Raw genomic sequence first — 14,718 nt, 5'->3', positions numbered from 1 at the left:
ATGCAGCTGAGCGGAAGCTTGACCTTTGCTCAGTCCACTGCGGCGCAACACGAGTTGCCCGAGGGAGGCGATTACACTGACCGCCATGCTGAAGATCGACATCCACGCCCACTATCTGCCGCGCGACTGGCCGGACCTGGCGGGCAAGTACGGCGACGCGCGATTCCCGGTGATCCACCACACCGCCGACGGCCGCCACCGCATCTACAAGGACGGCCGCTTCTTCCGCGAAATCTGGTCCAAGACCTGGGACGCGCAGGAGCGTATCGACGACTACGCGCGTTTCGGCGTGCAGGTGCAGGTGATCAGCACGGTGCCGGTGATGTTCAGTTACTGGGCCAAACCGGCGCATGCGCTGGAACTGCACCAGGCACTCAACGACCACATGGCCGCGACCGTGTCCGCGCACCCGCGCCACTACGCCGGCATCGGCACGGTGCCGATGCAGTCGCCGCGGCTGGCGATCCAGGAGCTCGAGCGCTGCGTCGACCAGCTCGGCCTGCAAGGCGTGCAGATCGGCAGCCATATCGGCGACTGGAATCTGGACGCGCCGGAGCTGTTCCCGTTCTTCGAGGCCGCGGCCGATCTGGGCGCGGCGATCCTCGTGCACCCCTGGGACATGATGGGCAGCGAATCGATGCCCAAGTACTGGCTGCCGTGGCTGGTGGGCATGCCCGCCGAGCAGTCGCGCGCAGCGTGCTGCCTGATCTTCGGCGGCGTGCTGCAGCGGCTGCCGAAACTGAAGATCTGCATGGCGCATGGCGGCGGCAGCTTTCCGTACACGATCGGCCGCATCGAACACGGCTTCAACATGCGGCCCGACCTCGTCGCGACCGACAATCCGCACAACCCGCGCGGCTATCTCAAGCAGCTGTACTTCGATTCCTGGGTGGCCGACCCGCGCGCGCTGCAGTATCTGATCGACACCTGCGGCGCGGACCGGGTGATGCTCGGCACCGACTATCCGTTCCCGCTCGGCGAACAGGTACCCGGCGCCGGCATCGAGGAGATTTCGCTCGACGACGCATCGCGAGCGCGCCTGTACCACGGCACCGCGCTCGAATGGCTGGGCCTGTCGCCCGGCCGGTTTCTCTGACGACGATCCCATGCCCCATCTCATCCTGCATCACACCGCGAACCTCGACGGGTTCGATCCCGACCTAGCGTTGAGGGCCGCCAATCGCGCGCTCGTCGACAGCGGACACTTCGAGGATGTCGCGATCAAGAGCCGCGCACTCGTTCTCGACCATTTCCGGATCGGCAATGCGGATGACGGCCACGGCTTCGTCCATGCGACGTTGAAGATCATGCCGGGCCGCTCCGACGACATCCGGGCCGCGCTGGGACGCGACGTGCACGACGCGCTCGCATCCTGCCTGCCACCCCTCGACCTGCACTGCCAGCTGTGTGTCGAAGTGGTGGAGCTGCAGGCAGCCACCTATATCAAGAGCACGTACGCGGGCAGCGTCGTGCCGGAGACCCACGCATGACCGATCTGTTCACCGACGACTACGCCGCATCCGCCGACGCCGCCGATCCGCTGCAGCGCTTTCGCGCGCAGTTCCACATGCCGCGCTTCGGCGATGTCGAGCAGGCCTATTTCGTCGGCAATTCGCTGGGGCTGCAGCCGCGCGGCGCCCGCGCGCAGGTCGAGGACGTGCTCGACAAGTGGGCGATGGAGGCGGTCGAAGGGCATTTCCGCGGCAATTCGCAGTGGATGACCTATCACAGCCTGCTCAGCACGCAGCTGGCCGAGGTGGTCGGTGCGTTGCCGGACGAAGTGATCGCGATGAACTCGCTGACCGCGAACCTGCATTTCCTGATGGTCGGCTTCTACCGCCCGAGCGCGGAGCGCCCCGCGATCCTGATGGAAGCCGGCGCGTTCCCGTCGGACCGCTACGCGCTCGAATCGCAGGTGCGCTTCCACGGTTTCGACCCCGCCACCGACCTGATCGAAGTGCAGCCCGGCGCCGACGGCCTGTTCGGCATGGATGCGATCGCCGCGGCCATCGACCAGCACGGCCACCGCCTCGCGCTGGTGCTGTGGCCGGGTGTGCAGTACCGCACCGGCGAAGCCTTCGACCTTGCAGAGATCACCCGGCTCGGCCACGCCGCGGGCGCTGTCGTCGGCTTCGATCTCGCGCATGCGGTCGGCAACCTGCCGCTGCAGCTGCACGACAGCAACGCCGACTTCGCGGTGTGGTGCCATTACAAGTACCTCAACAGCGGACCGGGCGCTGTGGCCGGCGCGTTCGTGCACGCGCGGCATGCCACCACCGACCGGCCGCGCTTCGCCGGCTGGTGGGGGCACGACCAGGCCACACGTTTCCAGATGGGCCCGGACTTCCAGCCCACGCCCGGCGCCGACGGCTGGCAGCTGAGCAACCCGCCGATTCTCGGCCTCGCGCCACTGCGCGCGTCGCTGGACCTGTTCACCGAGGCCGGCATGCCGGCGTTGCGCGCGAAGTCGGAAATCTTGACCGGCTACCTCGAAACGCTGATCCGCAGCCAGCTCGACGACGTGCTCGACATCGTCACCCCGGCCGATCGCGCACGTCGCGGCGCACAGCTGTCCTTGCGCGTGCGCGGTGGTCGCGAGCAGGGCCGCGCACTGTTCGAGGATCTGGCCGCAAACGGCGTGCTCGGCGACTGGCGCGAACCGGACGTGATCCGGATCTCGCCCGCACCGCTCTACAACTCGCATGCCGACGTGCTGCGCTTCGTGCGCGCGGTCGCCCGTTGGCGCGACGCGTGAACACCGGCACACGCCATCTGACGATCATCGGCGCGGGCCTCGCCGGCGCCCTGCTCGGCATCCTGCTGCGGCGACGCGGCTGGGACGTCGACCTGTACGAGAAGCGCGGCGACCCCCGCGTGCGCGGCTACGAAGGCGGCCGTTCGATCAACCTGGCGCTGGCCGAACGCGGACGGCATGCGCTGCGCGCGGCCGACGCCGACGACGCGGTGATGCACCACGCGATCATGATGCGCGGCCGCATGGTCCATGTCGGCGACACCGAACCGGTGCTGCAGCGTTACGGCCGCGACGACGACGAGGTGATCTGGTCGGTGCACCGGGGCGACCTCAACATCGTGCTGCTCGACTTGGCCGAAGCCGCGGGCGCGCGCCTGCATTTCGACCAGGGCCTGTCGGCCGTGAACTTCGACTCGCGGCGCGCGATGTTCGTCGATCCGCGCGACGGCGGTGAACGCGAGGTGCGCTTCGAGGCGCTGGTGGGTGCCGACGGTGCGGGCTCGGCGCTGCGCTCGGCGATGCACCGCGTGCGCGATCTCGGCGAACGCAGCGATTTCCTCGATCACGGCTACAAGGAACTGGAGATTCCGCCGGCGGCCGACGGCGGCTTCCGCATCGAACCCAATGCGCTGCACATCTGGCCGCGCGGCCACTACATGTGCATCGCGCTGCCGAACGACGAGCGCACGTTCACCGTCACCCTGTTCCTGCCGCACCATGCGCAGACGGACGGCGGGCCTGCGTTCGACCAGATTCCCGATGCGTCGCGTGCGCGGCGCTTCTTCGAGCGCGAGTTTCCGTCGGCGCTGGCGCTGGTGCCCCGATTCGATGCCGACTGGGACGCCAACCCCGTCGGCCAGCTGGGCACGCTGTACCTCGAACGCTGGCATCTCGACGGCCGCGCGGTGCTGCTGGGCGACGCAGCGCACGCGATGGTGCCGTTCCACGGCCAGGGCATGAATTGCGCGTTCGAAGACTGCGTGGCCCTGGCCCGGCAACTCGATGCCCACGACGATCTCGCCGCCGCCTTCGCCGCCTTCGAGGCCGAACGCAAACCCGACGCCGCGGCGATCCAGCGCATGGCGCTCGACAACTATCTGGAGATGCGCGACCGCGTCGACGATGCCGACTACCTGCTGCAGCGCGCGCTCGAACTGGCCCTGCAGGACCGTCATCCGGGGCGCTTCGTGCCGCATTACGCGATGGTGACCTTCATGCGCATCCCCTACTCGCTGGCGATGACCCGCACCGACATCCAGCGCGGCATCCTGGAGCGTGCAACGGCCGGCCATGCCACGCTGGACACGCTCGACTGGTCAGCGATCGATGCCGAGGTGCTCGACCTGCTGACGCCACTGGAGGATGTGCCGGCATGAGTGACCGCATGTCCGTTCACGATCGCGCGCCGACACGGCCTAGCCCGGCCCCGGCTAGGCCGTCGCAGCGGACTGCCGCCACCCAGTACCGGTCGCACCGCGCATGACCGACAGCTTCCTCTTCTACGATCTCGAAACCTTCGGCGCCGACCCCCGACGCACGCGCATCGCGCAGTTCGCGGCGATCCGCACCGATGCCGACCTCAACGAGATCGATGACCCGATCGATCTCTTCGTCCGCCCCGCCGACGACCTGCTGCCCTCGCCCGTCGCCACCCTGATCACCGGCATCACGCCGCAGCACGCGCAGCGTGTCGGCCACCCGGAGGCCGCGGCGTTCGCACGCATCCACGACGAGATGGCGCGCCCGAAGACCTGCACCCTCGGCTACAACTCGCTGCGCTTCGACGACGAGTTCGTGCGCTTCGGCCTGTTCCGCAACTTCTTCGACCCCTACGAGCGCGAATGGCGCGGCGGCAACTCGCGCTGGGACCTGCTCGACGTGATGCGGCTCTGGCATGCGCTGCGTCCGGAAGGGCTGGTCTGGCCCACCCGCGAGGACGGCGCCACCTCGTTCAAGCTCGAGCATCTGGCCGCGGCCAACGACGTGCGCACCGGCGAGGCCCACGAGGCGCTGTCGGACGTGCGTGCGCTGATCGGCCTGGCCCGGCTGTTCCGCCGCGCGCAGCCACGGCTGTGGGACTACGCGGCCAGGCTCCGCGACAAGCGCCATGCCGCATCGATGCTCGACACCATCGCGATGACGCCGGTGCTGCACGTCTCGCAGCGCTATCCCGCCGCCCGCCTGTGCGCGGCGCCGGTGCTGCCGATCGCGCGGCATCCGCGGATCGACAGCCGGATCGTGGTGTTCGACCTCGATGCCGACCCCGATGCGTTGCTCGACCTCGATGCGGCGACGATCGCCGCGCGCGTGTTCGCGCGCCGCGAGGACCTGCCCGAGGGCGTCGCGCGGATTCCGCTCAAGGAAGTGCACAGCAACCGCTGTCCCGCGCTGGTCGCCTGGTCGCACCTGCGCGCGGAAGATTTCGCCCGGCTGTCGATCGATCCTGATGCGGTCGAGCAACGCGCCGCGCGCCTGCGTGCGGCCGGGCCGGATCTGGTCGCGAAGATCCGCGACGTGTTCGCGGTCGAACGCGAGTTCGCGCCGTCCGATGTCGACGGCTCCCTCTACGACGGTTTTCTCGGCGACGGCGACCGCCGGCGCGTGGGTCAGGTGCGGGCCACCCCGCCGGCGCAGCTCGGCACGCGCGACTACGGCTTCGACGATCCGCGCCTCGATGCCCTGCTGTTCCGCTACCGCGCGCGCAACTGGCCAGACCTGCTGGACGCCGACGAACGCCTGCGCTGGGATGACCTGCGCCGCGCCCGCCTCGCACCCGGCACCACCCAGGCCGAACAGGATTTCGGCAGCTATTTCACGCAGATCGACGCGCTGCGTGCCGAGAATGCCGACCAGCCGCAGCGCCTGGCCCTGCTCGACGCCCTCGTCGACTGGGGCCGCGACCTGCACTCCCAGCTCCACGCCACGGCGTCCGCATGACCACCTATTTTTCCGACAAGAGTTTCAAGTTTCTCCGTGCACTGGCGCGCCACAACGAGAAGCCCTGGTTCGAAGACCATCGCAAGGAGTACGAGGCGCATGTGCGCCAGCCGTTCCTGCGCCTGATCGGCGATCTGCAGCCGGACGTCGCCGCGGTCAGCCCGCACTTCCGCGCGGACACGCGCACCGTCGGCGGCTCGCTGTTCCGCATCCACCGCGACGCACGCTTCTCCAACGACAAGTCGCCCTACAAGACCTGGCAGGGCGCGCGCCTGTTTCACGAACGCCGCCGCGAGACCGCCGCGCCTTCGTTCTACGTGCACCTGCAGCCCGGCGGCAGCTTCGTCGGTGCGGGCTTGTGGCATCCCGAATCCGACACCCAGCGCAAAGTCCGCCAGTTCATCGTCGACAACCCGGACAGCTGGAAAGCCGCTGCGCACGCGCCGAAGTTACGCAAGGCATTCGAATTCGAGACCAGCGAGATGCTCGTGCGCCCACCGCGTGGCTTCGATCCGCAATTTGAGTTCATCGATGACCTCAAGCACCGCAACTGGGTGTTCTGGCGCACGCTCGACGACGACACGATGACCGGCCCGAAGTTGCGGCAGACGATCGCGAAGGATCTCCTGGCCCTCGCGCCCTTCGTCGATTACCTGTGCGCCTCGCTGGATCTGGAGTTCTGATCGGCGTGCACGGCCCCGCGGCGGCCGCGGGCCGTTCAGCACGCACTGCGCCGGCGTCTCCGACAATCGATCCATCCCGTTCGATCCGATCCCGATGAAACGACTCGGCTGGCTGTCCCTCGCTGTTCTCGTGCTGATGCTCGGCTATGTCGCCGCCGGCCCGTATCTGACCATCCACGCGATCCGCGAAGCGGTGCGCAACGAAGACTCGCGCGCGTTGTCGCGGCAGGTGGACTTCCCGGCGCTGCGCGCGAGCCTGCGGCTGCAACTGGCGGATGCGATCGTGCGTGAGGCCGGCAGCGACGTGCAGTCGAACCTGCTCGGCGCGATCGGGCTGCGCCTGGCGGGCAGTGCCGCCGGCACCGGCGTCGACATGATGGTGACGCCGGTCGGCCTGAGCGCCCTGATGCGCGGCCAGCGGCTGTGGAGCCTGGCCGGGGGCGCGCCACTGTCGCGGACGGACACCGACCCCGCACGCGCGACGCCGCTCGAGGACGCGCATTACCGCTACCAGTCGCCGTCGCGGTTCACCGCCACGGTCCGCGACGACCGGGATCGTCCGATCGAGTTCGTGCTGACCCGCCAGGGGCTGCGCTGGCGGCTGTCGGATATCCGTCTGCCGCTCTAGCGCCCGCCGCGACAGATGACGCGGCGGGCGCGAGGCGACGGCGGTGATGCTGCAATCCCCGCAAAGCACCTCACCTGTAGGAGCGCGCTTGCGCGCGAAGACGCTTTCCCGCCCACGCCCCATCGCGCGCAAGCGCGCTCCTACGGACACGGCGGGCGCGGATGGATCCCATGCATCGCCGCAGGCCCCTCTCCCGTCGGCGCGCGCTTGCGCGCGAAGAAACTTTCCCACCCACGCACCATCGCGCGCGCCTACGGACGCGGCGGGCGCGGGTGGATCCCATGCATCGCCGCAAGCCCCTCTCCCGTCGGCGCGCGCTTGCGCGCGAAGAAACTTTCCCACCCACGCACCATCGCGCGCGCCTACGGACGCGGCGGGCGCGGGTGGATCCCATGCATCGCCGCAAGCCCCTCTCCCGTCGGCGCGCGCTTGCGCGCGAAGAAACTTTCCCACCCACGCCCCATCGCGCGCGAGCGCGCGCCTACACGTGCGGCGGGCGCGTTTGCCGGTCCCTGCTGCGCGCGTGATGGAGCTTCGCGAGAGTGAGCTGCCCGCGCCAATTCGCGCACAGCCGGCGATTTTACGGACGCGTCGAGCCCGCCCTGCCGAAGCGCCCCAGGCGCGGCGGGTGGTACAGCAGCAGATACACGCCGATCACCCAGATCGACGCCGCGGCCCAGCCGGCGAGGATGTCGGACGGGTAATGCACGCCCAGATATACGCGCGACAGCCCTACCATCGGCACGAACACCGCCATCGCCGCGATCACCCACCAGCGCGCGCGCGTGGGCCAGGCGAGCAGCACCAGCACCAGGGCCAGCGTCATCGATCCCATCGCATGGCCGCTGGGGAAGCTGTAGGTCGGCTCAGGCGCGATCGAATCCCAGAGACTCGGCCGGTCGCGCGCGAACAGCTGTTTGGTGCCGAGGTTGAGCAGGGCCGAGCCGCCCGTGGCGAGTGCGGCGAACAGCCCGTCGCGCCAGCGCCGCAGCGCCAGCAGCACCAGGACCAGACCGATGTCCACCGGCACCACGCCCTTGGCGTAACCGATCTCGGAGAAGAACAGGAACACGCGATCGAAGCCGTCGTGCGCAGCCGCCTGCGCGAACAGCAGGATGGGTTCGTCGAACGGGATCGCCTCGGCCTCGTGGACCTCGTCAGCGAGCTCCATGAAGGCCCACATCGGCAGCAGCACGCCGGCGAACAGCAACAGCAGTTTCCAGCCGTGGCGACGCAGCAATCCGCCGGTTTCGCGCGAGCCCTCGGCGATGACCTCGCCGCCGTCAGACGGCATCGGCACCGCGCCCGTAATGACGGTGTACGTAGTCGTCGACCAGCGCGACGAACTCGTGCGCGATGTTCTCGCCGCGCAGGGTCATCGCCTTCTCGCCGTCGATGAAGACCGGCGCCGACGGCGCTTCGCCGGTGCCGGGCAGCGAGATGCCGATATTCGCGTGCCGCGACTCGCCGGGGCCGTTGACCACGCAGCCCATCACCGCAAGCGTCATGTTCTCCGCGCCCGGGTGGGTGATCTTCCACTCCGGCATCTTGTCGCGCACATGGTCCTGGACCACGCCGGCCAGTTCCTGGAAGAACTCGGACGTGGTGCGGCCGCAGCCCGGGCAGGCGGTGACCATCGGCGTGAACGCGCGCAGGCCCATGGTCTGCAGCAGTTCCTGGGCGACGACGACTTCCTTGGTGCGCGACGCGCCGGGCTCGGGCGTCAGCGAAATCCGGATGGTGTCGCCGATGCCTTCCTGCATCAGGATCGCCAGCGCGGCGCTGGAGGCGACCATGCCCTTGCTGCCGATGCCGGCCTCGGTGAGGCCCAGATGCAGCGCGAAATCGCAGCGCGACGCGAGATCCCGGTAGACGGCGACCAGTTCCTGCACACCGCTGACCTTGGCGCTGAGCACGATGCGGTCGCGGCCGAGGCCCAGCTCCACCGCGCGTTCGGCCGAATCCACCGCCGAGCGGATCAGCGCCTCGCGCAGCACGCGTCCGGCATCCCAGGGAACGGCGCGCTGCGCGTTCTCGTCCATCAGCGTGGCCGCCAGCGACTGGTCCAGCGAGCCCCAGTTGGCCCCGATGCGCACCGGCTTGCCGTAGCGCATCGCGAATTCGATCAGCTGGGCGAATTGGGTGTCACGCTTCTTGCCGAACCCGACGTTGCCCGGGTTGATGCGGTATTTCGCCAGCGCTTCGGCGCAGGCCGGCTCGCCCGCCAGCAGCTGGTGCCCGTTGTAGTGGAAGTCGCCGATGATCGGCACTTCGATGCCCTGCATCGCCAGCCGCTCGACGATCCGCGGCACCGCGGCGGCGGATTCGGGCGTGTTGACCGTGATGCGCACGAGCTCGGACCCGGCGCGCCAGAGTTCGCCGATCTGCTTGGCGGTGCCGGCGATGTCGGCGGTGTCGGTATTGGTCATCGACTGCACGACCACCGGTGCATCGCCGCCCAGGGCGACGCCACCCACGCGAACCTGGCGGGTGCCGCGGCGCGACGCGGGGCCGAACTCGGGCAGGCGCACGGGATCGGAGAGGCAGGCGGTGGCGGCGGATGCAGGCTGGGCGGACATCCGCGCAGTTTACCGGCTCCGGCCGGGGTGTTCGCTGACGCGCCGCGAAACCCCCGGCGCGGGTGCGACCGCTGGCCGCAGGGCGCCGGGGAGACGGGTGCTCTAGGATGGCGGGCGATGCAGCCGCAACCGCCAGCAACCGCCCTCGTCCGCACGCTCTACAGCCTGCGCTGGCTGGCCGTCGGAGGCCAGTCGCTGACCATCCTCTGGGCGACCCAGGGCCTGCACATGGCCCTGCCCCCGGGCCCGTTGTGGGGGCCGGTCGTGCTGCTGGCGGTGTTCAACCTGCTGGTCCATCTGCGCCTGCGCAGCGCCCGCGATGCGGTGCCCGCCGAGGCGTTCGCCCATGTGCTCGTCGACACCGCGGTGCTGTCCTGGCTGATCGCCTGGACCGGCGGCATCGCCAACCCGTTCGCGTCGCTGTTCCTGCTGCCGATCGCGCTGACCGCGATGGCCCTGCCCGCCGCGTGGGCGGTCGCCAGTGCGCTCGCCGGACTGGTCGGTTACCTGTTCGCGGTCGCGTTCGGCCAGCCCCTGCCCCACCTGCACGACGGGTTCGACCTGCACCTGCTGGGCATGGCGGTGAACTTCGTGCTGTCGGTGGGCCTGGTGCTGTATCTGCTGCTGCGCCTGGCCGGGGCGCGGGACCGGCGCGAACGCGAGCTCACCGCCCTGCGCGAACGCTTCGTCCGCAACGAGGGCATCCTGGCGCTGGCCACCCATGCCGCATCGGTCGCGCACGAACTCAATACGCCGCTCGGCACGATGACGCTGCTGCTCGACGATCTGGATACCGCCCGGCTGTCGGACGACGGGGTCGAAGACGTCGCCACGCTGCGTCGCCTGGTCGACACCTGCCGCGACCGCGTGCGTTCGCTCGCCGACCCGGCCGATCCGGCCGCCAGTACGCGCGTCGACATCGGCCGAGTGCTCGAACACTGGCAGCTGGTGCGGCCGGCCGTCGCGCTCGAACGCAGCGGCAACGTCGATGCGCAGCAACGCGTGGACCGCACCATCGGCCATCTGCTGCTCGCCCTGCTCAACAACGCCGCCGATGCAAGCGAGGCCAACGGCAGCGGCCGCGTCGACCTGCACCTGCAGCTCGAGAGCGGCGTACTCGACGGCACGATCCGCGACTACGGCACCGGTTTCGATGCCCAGGCGCCGTTCCTGCCGGTGCTGTTCCGCAGCGGCAAACCCGACGGGCTGGGCATCGGCCTCGCGCTGTCGCACGCGGCGATCGAACAGCTCGGCGGCGAGCTGGACATGGACGAGGCCGACGGCGGCGGCGCGCGCGTGCACTTCCGTGTGCCGGTGGATCCGGCCGACCTCCCGCCGCCTGCAGAGACGACATCATGAAAGGCCTGCTGGTCGACGATGACACCCTGTACCTGGACGCGCTGCGCCGCGCGCTGCAGCGCCGCGGCATCGAGTGCGAGATCGCGCCGGATGCCGCGACCGCGCTGGCCATCGCCACCCGCATCGCGCCGGATTTCGCGCTGGTCGACCTCAAGCTGGGCGAAGCGTCGGGCCTGTCGCTGATCGAGCCGCTGCGCGCGATCCGCGCCGACATGCGCATCCTGCTGGTCACCGGCTACGCGAGCATCGCCACCGCGGTGGAGGCGATCAAGCGCGGCGCCGACGACTACCTGCCCAAGCCGGTGTCGGCCGACACGCTGCAGCGCATCCTGCTCGAGACCGACCTCGCCAACCCCGCCGCGCCGGCCGATGCGGGCGACGATGGTTCGATCGAAAGCCCGACGATGATTCCGCTGCACAGGCTGGAGTGGGAACACATCCAGCAGGCGCTCAACGAAACCGGCGGCAACATCTCCGCAACCGCGCGGCTGCTGGGCATGCACCGCCGCTCGCTGCAGCGCAAGCTCGCCAAGCGGCCGGGGCCGGAGCGGCGGCCACCGACGGACGGGTGAGTTCGCGCCCGGCTGTGCAGGGCCGGATTACGGGGTTCGACATGGGCCCGAACGCCTGCAGGCATCCGTATCTGCGCGCGATGGCGCGTTCAGAGGAAGGCCTTCGCGCGCGAGCGCGCTCCTGCAGACCGACGGAACGCCAAGCTCCTGTAGTAGCGCGCTGGCGCGCGAACGGAATCTCGGCAACCACCACGCAACCTCGGGGCACGATCCCACCGCTCGCGAATCCACCGGACACGCGTGCCGCACGCGCGCACGAGCGGGCTCCATCGGCACCGCCCGTGCGCACCGTGCCGCGTCCGTCGCGCCTCGTCCCGCTGCGCGTCCGCCCTGGAAGGGCCTCCGATCAGTGCCCCGAATGCCCCTCGGCCGCCGGCGCATCGCCGGCGAGCGGCCGGACCTCGAACTGCACGGTCTGCGTGGGCGCGTTCGCGAACCGCAGCGTCGCCTCGATCGTCTGCCCCGCGCGCACCGGCTCGACCGGACCGATGAACATCAGATGGTTGCCGCCCGGACGCAGCGTGACATCGGTGCCCGCAGGCAGTTCGACGCCGTCGGACAGCTCACGCATGCGCATCACACCGCCCGCGTGGGACATTTCGTGGATCTCCACACTGGCCGAGGCTGGCGTTTCTACCGCGAGCAGCCGGTCGTCCGCATCGCTGCGCAGCGTGAGGTAGCCGCCGGCGACGGCCGCGTTGGGTGGGGTCTCGCGAATCCAGGCATCGCTGACGTGAACGCCCTGCGTGGTGTGCGCGGACGCGGCGGCCGCCGGATCGGCGGATGACGCCGGCGTGGCCGCGCCCTCGGACGCGGGCTGGCAGCCGGCCAGTGCAATCGCGGCCAGGCAGCCGGCGGCAAACAGGGTCGGTCGTGACATCGCGGAAACTCCTTGAACTGCGGCGCGGGGGCGCCAGCGTGGACGTGATTATCGCCTGCTTGTCCTACAAGCGCAGGCGCAGTGCCAGTTCGACCGAGCGCGGCTCACCGAGATACACCATGTCGGTGCCGATGGCGTGCATCACATAGACGCGGTCGCCGAGATTGCGGCCGCGCAGTTCGAGCGACATCGCTGGCGTGGCCTGCCAGCGCAGGTGCGCCCCCCACAATGCATAGCCGGCGGTCTGTACGGTGTTGGCGGCATTGGCCTGGCGCGCATCCACGGCGCGTAGATCCACGCCGGTGCTCCAGTCCGGTGCAAGCGCGTAATCGATCCACAGGTTGCCGACCCGCGCCGGCGTGTTCGTCGGCCGGTTGCCGGCGCGCGAGACCACGACACCGGCGACCGTTTCGGTGAAATCGTCGAGCCGCGCATCCACCCAGCCGGCATTGGCCTGCAGCCGCAGCGCCTCGACCGGACGCCAGTCGAGCGTCGCCTCAACCCCGCGTGCGGACTGCTCGCCCACCGGCAGCGTCTGCCCCGGATTGGCGGGATCGGCGATGGAGAGATTGGTACGCACGATGCGGTAGGCCGCCAGCGTCGCGGCGCCGCGACCGTCGTGGAATGCGCCCTTTGCCCCGGCCTCGAACTGGCGGCCTTCACTGAGATCGAAATCGCGCAGCGCGGAGAAACCGGCGGTCGAGAGAATCCCCGACGGCGGATCGGCCGCGGTGCTGGCCTGCACATAGACGCTGGCGCTGTCGCCGACGTCGAAGTTGAGCCCGACGCGTCCGGTGTCGGCGGTGTAGGCGCGGCCCCAGCGGGCAGGATTGGTCGGCGTCGCCGCGCGGTGGTTGATCACGTCCAGCTCGATGCGCTCGTGGCGCAGGCCGGTCAGCAGGCCCAGCCGCGGGGTCAGCCGGGTCATGGTCTCCAGCGACAGCGCCTGCGTGCGCAGGCGGTTGGTGGCACCGGGCTGGTAACCGGGTGTCGTACCGGGGATGTCGAAGAAATCGCCGGGCGTGCGGGCATCGAGCGGCACGGTGTCGATCGTGCCGGCGATCGATTGCGGATAGCGTGTCTGCCGGTTCCACGCGAACTCCAGGCCGGCCGCCCACTGCGTCGGCCGTCCCCACAGGGCACCGTCGACGGTCCAGTCGGTGCGGTTGCCGGTCACCTGCTGGTCGTGGCGCTGCTGCAGCACGCCCGAGCGCTGCACGCCGTCGCGTGCGGCGGTGTAGCGGTAGGTCTCGACGTTGCGGTAGTCGCGCTGCGCGTCGTAGCGATAGAGCGTATTGCGCACGCGGCCGGCAGTGCCGCCGTCCCATTCCAGCAGCGAGCGCGCCCAGCTGACGTCCTGGGCGTAGAACCCGTCACCGACGTTGTAGTTGCGTCCGGCGGTGCCGGGCACGATGCCCAGCCGCCCATCGGCGCCGAGCACCGCGGGCGATCCCCAGTACACGCGCGCGTCGTCTTCGGCCTGCGCCTCGATCGCGAGCGTGTGCACCAGCGTGGGCGACAGCCTCCAGGCCCAGGAGGCGGCGCCGGTCCAGGCCTCGCGTTGCTCGTTGTCGACCCAGCCCGCACGCGCGCTGTAGCCGGCATCGACGCGCAGTGCATGCGCCGCATCGGCGCCGCCGATGCGGTGGTTGATACCGCCCGCCAGCACCCGGCTGTCGAAGCTGCCGACGCTGGCGATGCCGCCGACATCGTCGTCATCGAAACGCGCGCGCCGGGTCACATAGTCGATGGTGCCGCCGACCGCGCCGGCGCCCGACAGGAAACTCGACGGGCCGCCCACCGCCTCGACACGTTCGTACATCCAGCCGTCCACCGGGCGTGCCGCGATCGAGGCGTACTGGACGTTGATGCCGTTGAACAGCTGCGTGACCTGGGCGCCTGAAAAGCCGCGCCAGGTCACCGCATTGCCGTTGCCAGGCGGCGAGGCGACGACCAGGCCGGGCAACGCGAACAGCGCCTCCTGGGTGTTGCGCACGCCACGCGCGTCGAGCGCGTCGCGGTCGATCCGGAACACTGAGGCCGGCGTCTCGCGGATCGACAGATCCAGCCGCGTGCCGCCATCGGCGCCGGCATCGAGCGCGGTGCGCGCGCCGGTCACCGCGACCCGGTCCAGGGTGACCGCATCCGGCGGCACGGCATCGACGGCCAGTGCGGCGCCCGGAAGGGACATCAGCAGGGCCAACGGCGTCAGGCGCGGCAGGCGACGGCGTCCGGCGCCGGGCGGAAACGAGAAACGGGTCATGCGCGCGTGCCGCGATCGAGGGCCCACGAGGCTAGGTGCGCGCGTCGTCTCCGCCAATGCGA

Annotated in this window: 13 protein-coding genes; 9 read left to right on the top strand and 4 right to left on the bottom strand. The window is 70.0% G+C overall.

What is annotated here, in order from left to right; translation table 11 throughout:
* Positions 1 to 85 precede the first annotated feature (85 nt).
* The 7 genes from ACF3M1_RS07175 (at position 86) to ACF3M1_RS07145 (ending at position 7,003) form a co-directional block, all read left to right on the top strand.
* Complete coding sequence (locus ACF3M1_RS07175) at positions 86 to 1,096, top strand: amidohydrolase family protein (RefSeq protein WP_394004883.1); 1,011 nt, start codon at positions 86 to 88, stop codon at positions 1,094 to 1,096.
* 10 nt (positions 1,097 to 1,106) lie between these two features.
* Positions 1,107 to 1,490 carry a 5-carboxymethyl-2-hydroxymuconate Delta-isomerase gene (locus ACF3M1_RS07170; RefSeq protein WP_394004882.1) on the top strand — a complete coding sequence of 128 codons (384 nt, stop codon included), beginning with the start codon at positions 1,107 to 1,109 and terminating at the stop codon, positions 1,488 to 1,490.
* Positions 1,487 to 2,755 carry a kynureninase gene (kynU, locus tag ACF3M1_RS07165; RefSeq protein WP_394004881.1) on the top strand — a complete coding sequence of 423 codons (1,269 nt, stop codon included), beginning with the start codon at positions 1,487 to 1,489 and terminating at the stop codon, positions 2,753 to 2,755. The genes ACF3M1_RS07170 and kynU overlap by 4 nt, the downstream gene beginning before the upstream one ends.
* A complete protein-coding gene (locus ACF3M1_RS07160; RefSeq protein WP_394004880.1) occupies positions 2,752 to 4,131 on the top strand; it encodes an FAD-dependent oxidoreductase in 1,380 nt (459 codons plus the stop codon). The genes kynU and ACF3M1_RS07160 overlap by 4 nt, the downstream gene beginning before the upstream one ends.
* 103 nt (positions 4,132 to 4,234) lie before the next feature.
* A complete protein-coding gene (sbcB, locus tag ACF3M1_RS07155) occupies positions 4,235 to 5,692 on the top strand; it encodes an exodeoxyribonuclease I (protein WP_394004879.1) in 1,458 nt (485 codons plus the stop codon).
* A complete protein-coding gene (locus ACF3M1_RS07150) occupies positions 5,689 to 6,375 on the top strand; it encodes a DUF2461 domain-containing protein (protein WP_394004878.1) in 687 nt (228 codons plus the stop codon). The genes sbcB and ACF3M1_RS07150 overlap by 4 nt, the downstream gene beginning before the upstream one ends.
* Before the next feature lie 94 nt (positions 6,376 to 6,469).
* Positions 6,470 to 7,003, top strand: a complete 534-nt coding sequence (locus ACF3M1_RS07145; protein ID WP_394004877.1) for a DUF2939 domain-containing protein — start codon at positions 6,470 to 6,472, stop codon at positions 7,001 to 7,003.
* A gap of 580 nt (positions 7,004 to 7,583) precedes the next feature.
* On the opposite strand, the gene ACF3M1_RS07140 is transcribed toward ACF3M1_RS07145, so the two are convergent.
* Both ACF3M1_RS07140 and ispG read right to left on the bottom strand, forming a co-directional pair.
* Positions 7,584 to 8,297, bottom strand: coding sequence for a phosphatase PAP2 family protein (locus ACF3M1_RS07140; protein WP_394004876.1), 714 nt, complete (start codon positions 8,295 to 8,297; stop codon positions 7,584 to 7,586).
* A complete protein-coding gene (ispG, locus tag ACF3M1_RS07135) occupies positions 8,287 to 9,582 on the bottom strand; it encodes a flavodoxin-dependent (E)-4-hydroxy-3-methylbut-2-enyl-diphosphate synthase (protein WP_394004875.1) in 1,296 nt (431 codons plus the stop codon). Before ispG ends, ACF3M1_RS07140 begins: the two co-directional genes overlap by 11 nt.
* A gap of 117 nt (positions 9,583 to 9,699) precedes the next feature.
* Here ispG and ACF3M1_RS07130 point away from each other — a divergent pair, with 117 nt between their 5' ends.
* Both ACF3M1_RS07130 and ACF3M1_RS07125 read left to right on the top strand, forming a co-directional pair.
* Positions 9,700 to 10,941 carry an ATP-binding protein gene (locus tag ACF3M1_RS07130; protein WP_394004874.1) on the top strand — a complete coding sequence of 414 codons (1,242 nt, stop codon included), beginning with the start codon at positions 9,700 to 9,702 and terminating at the stop codon, positions 10,939 to 10,941.
* Complete coding sequence (locus ACF3M1_RS07125; RefSeq protein ID WP_394004873.1) at positions 10,938 to 11,513, top strand: response regulator transcription factor; 576 nt, start codon at positions 10,938 to 10,940, stop codon at positions 11,511 to 11,513. Before ACF3M1_RS07130 ends, ACF3M1_RS07125 begins: the two co-directional genes overlap by 4 nt.
* Positions 11,514 to 11,859: 346 nt before the next feature.
* Here ACF3M1_RS07125 and ACF3M1_RS07120 read toward each other — a convergent pair whose 3' ends face one another.
* Positions 11,860 to 12,393 (bottom strand): copper chaperone PCu(A)C, encoded by a 534-nt coding sequence (locus tag ACF3M1_RS07120; protein WP_394004872.1) that lies wholly within the window; start codon positions 12,391 to 12,393, stop codon positions 11,860 to 11,862.
* Between the two features lie 64 nt (positions 12,394 to 12,457).
* The gene (locus tag ACF3M1_RS07115) at positions 12,458 to 14,656 is read right to left on the bottom strand and encodes a TonB-dependent receptor (RefSeq protein ID WP_394004871.1); all 2,199 of its coding nucleotides are present in this window, start codon (positions 14,654 to 14,656) and stop codon (positions 12,458 to 12,460) included.
* Positions 14,657 to 14,718: the final 62 nt, after the last annotated feature.

The organism is Luteimonas sp. WGS1318, assembly GCF_043187535.1.
Lineage (GTDB): Bacteria > Pseudomonadota > Gammaproteobacteria > Xanthomonadales > Xanthomonadaceae > Luteimonas.
This window is presented reverse-complemented; position numbering and strand designations above follow the sequence as displayed.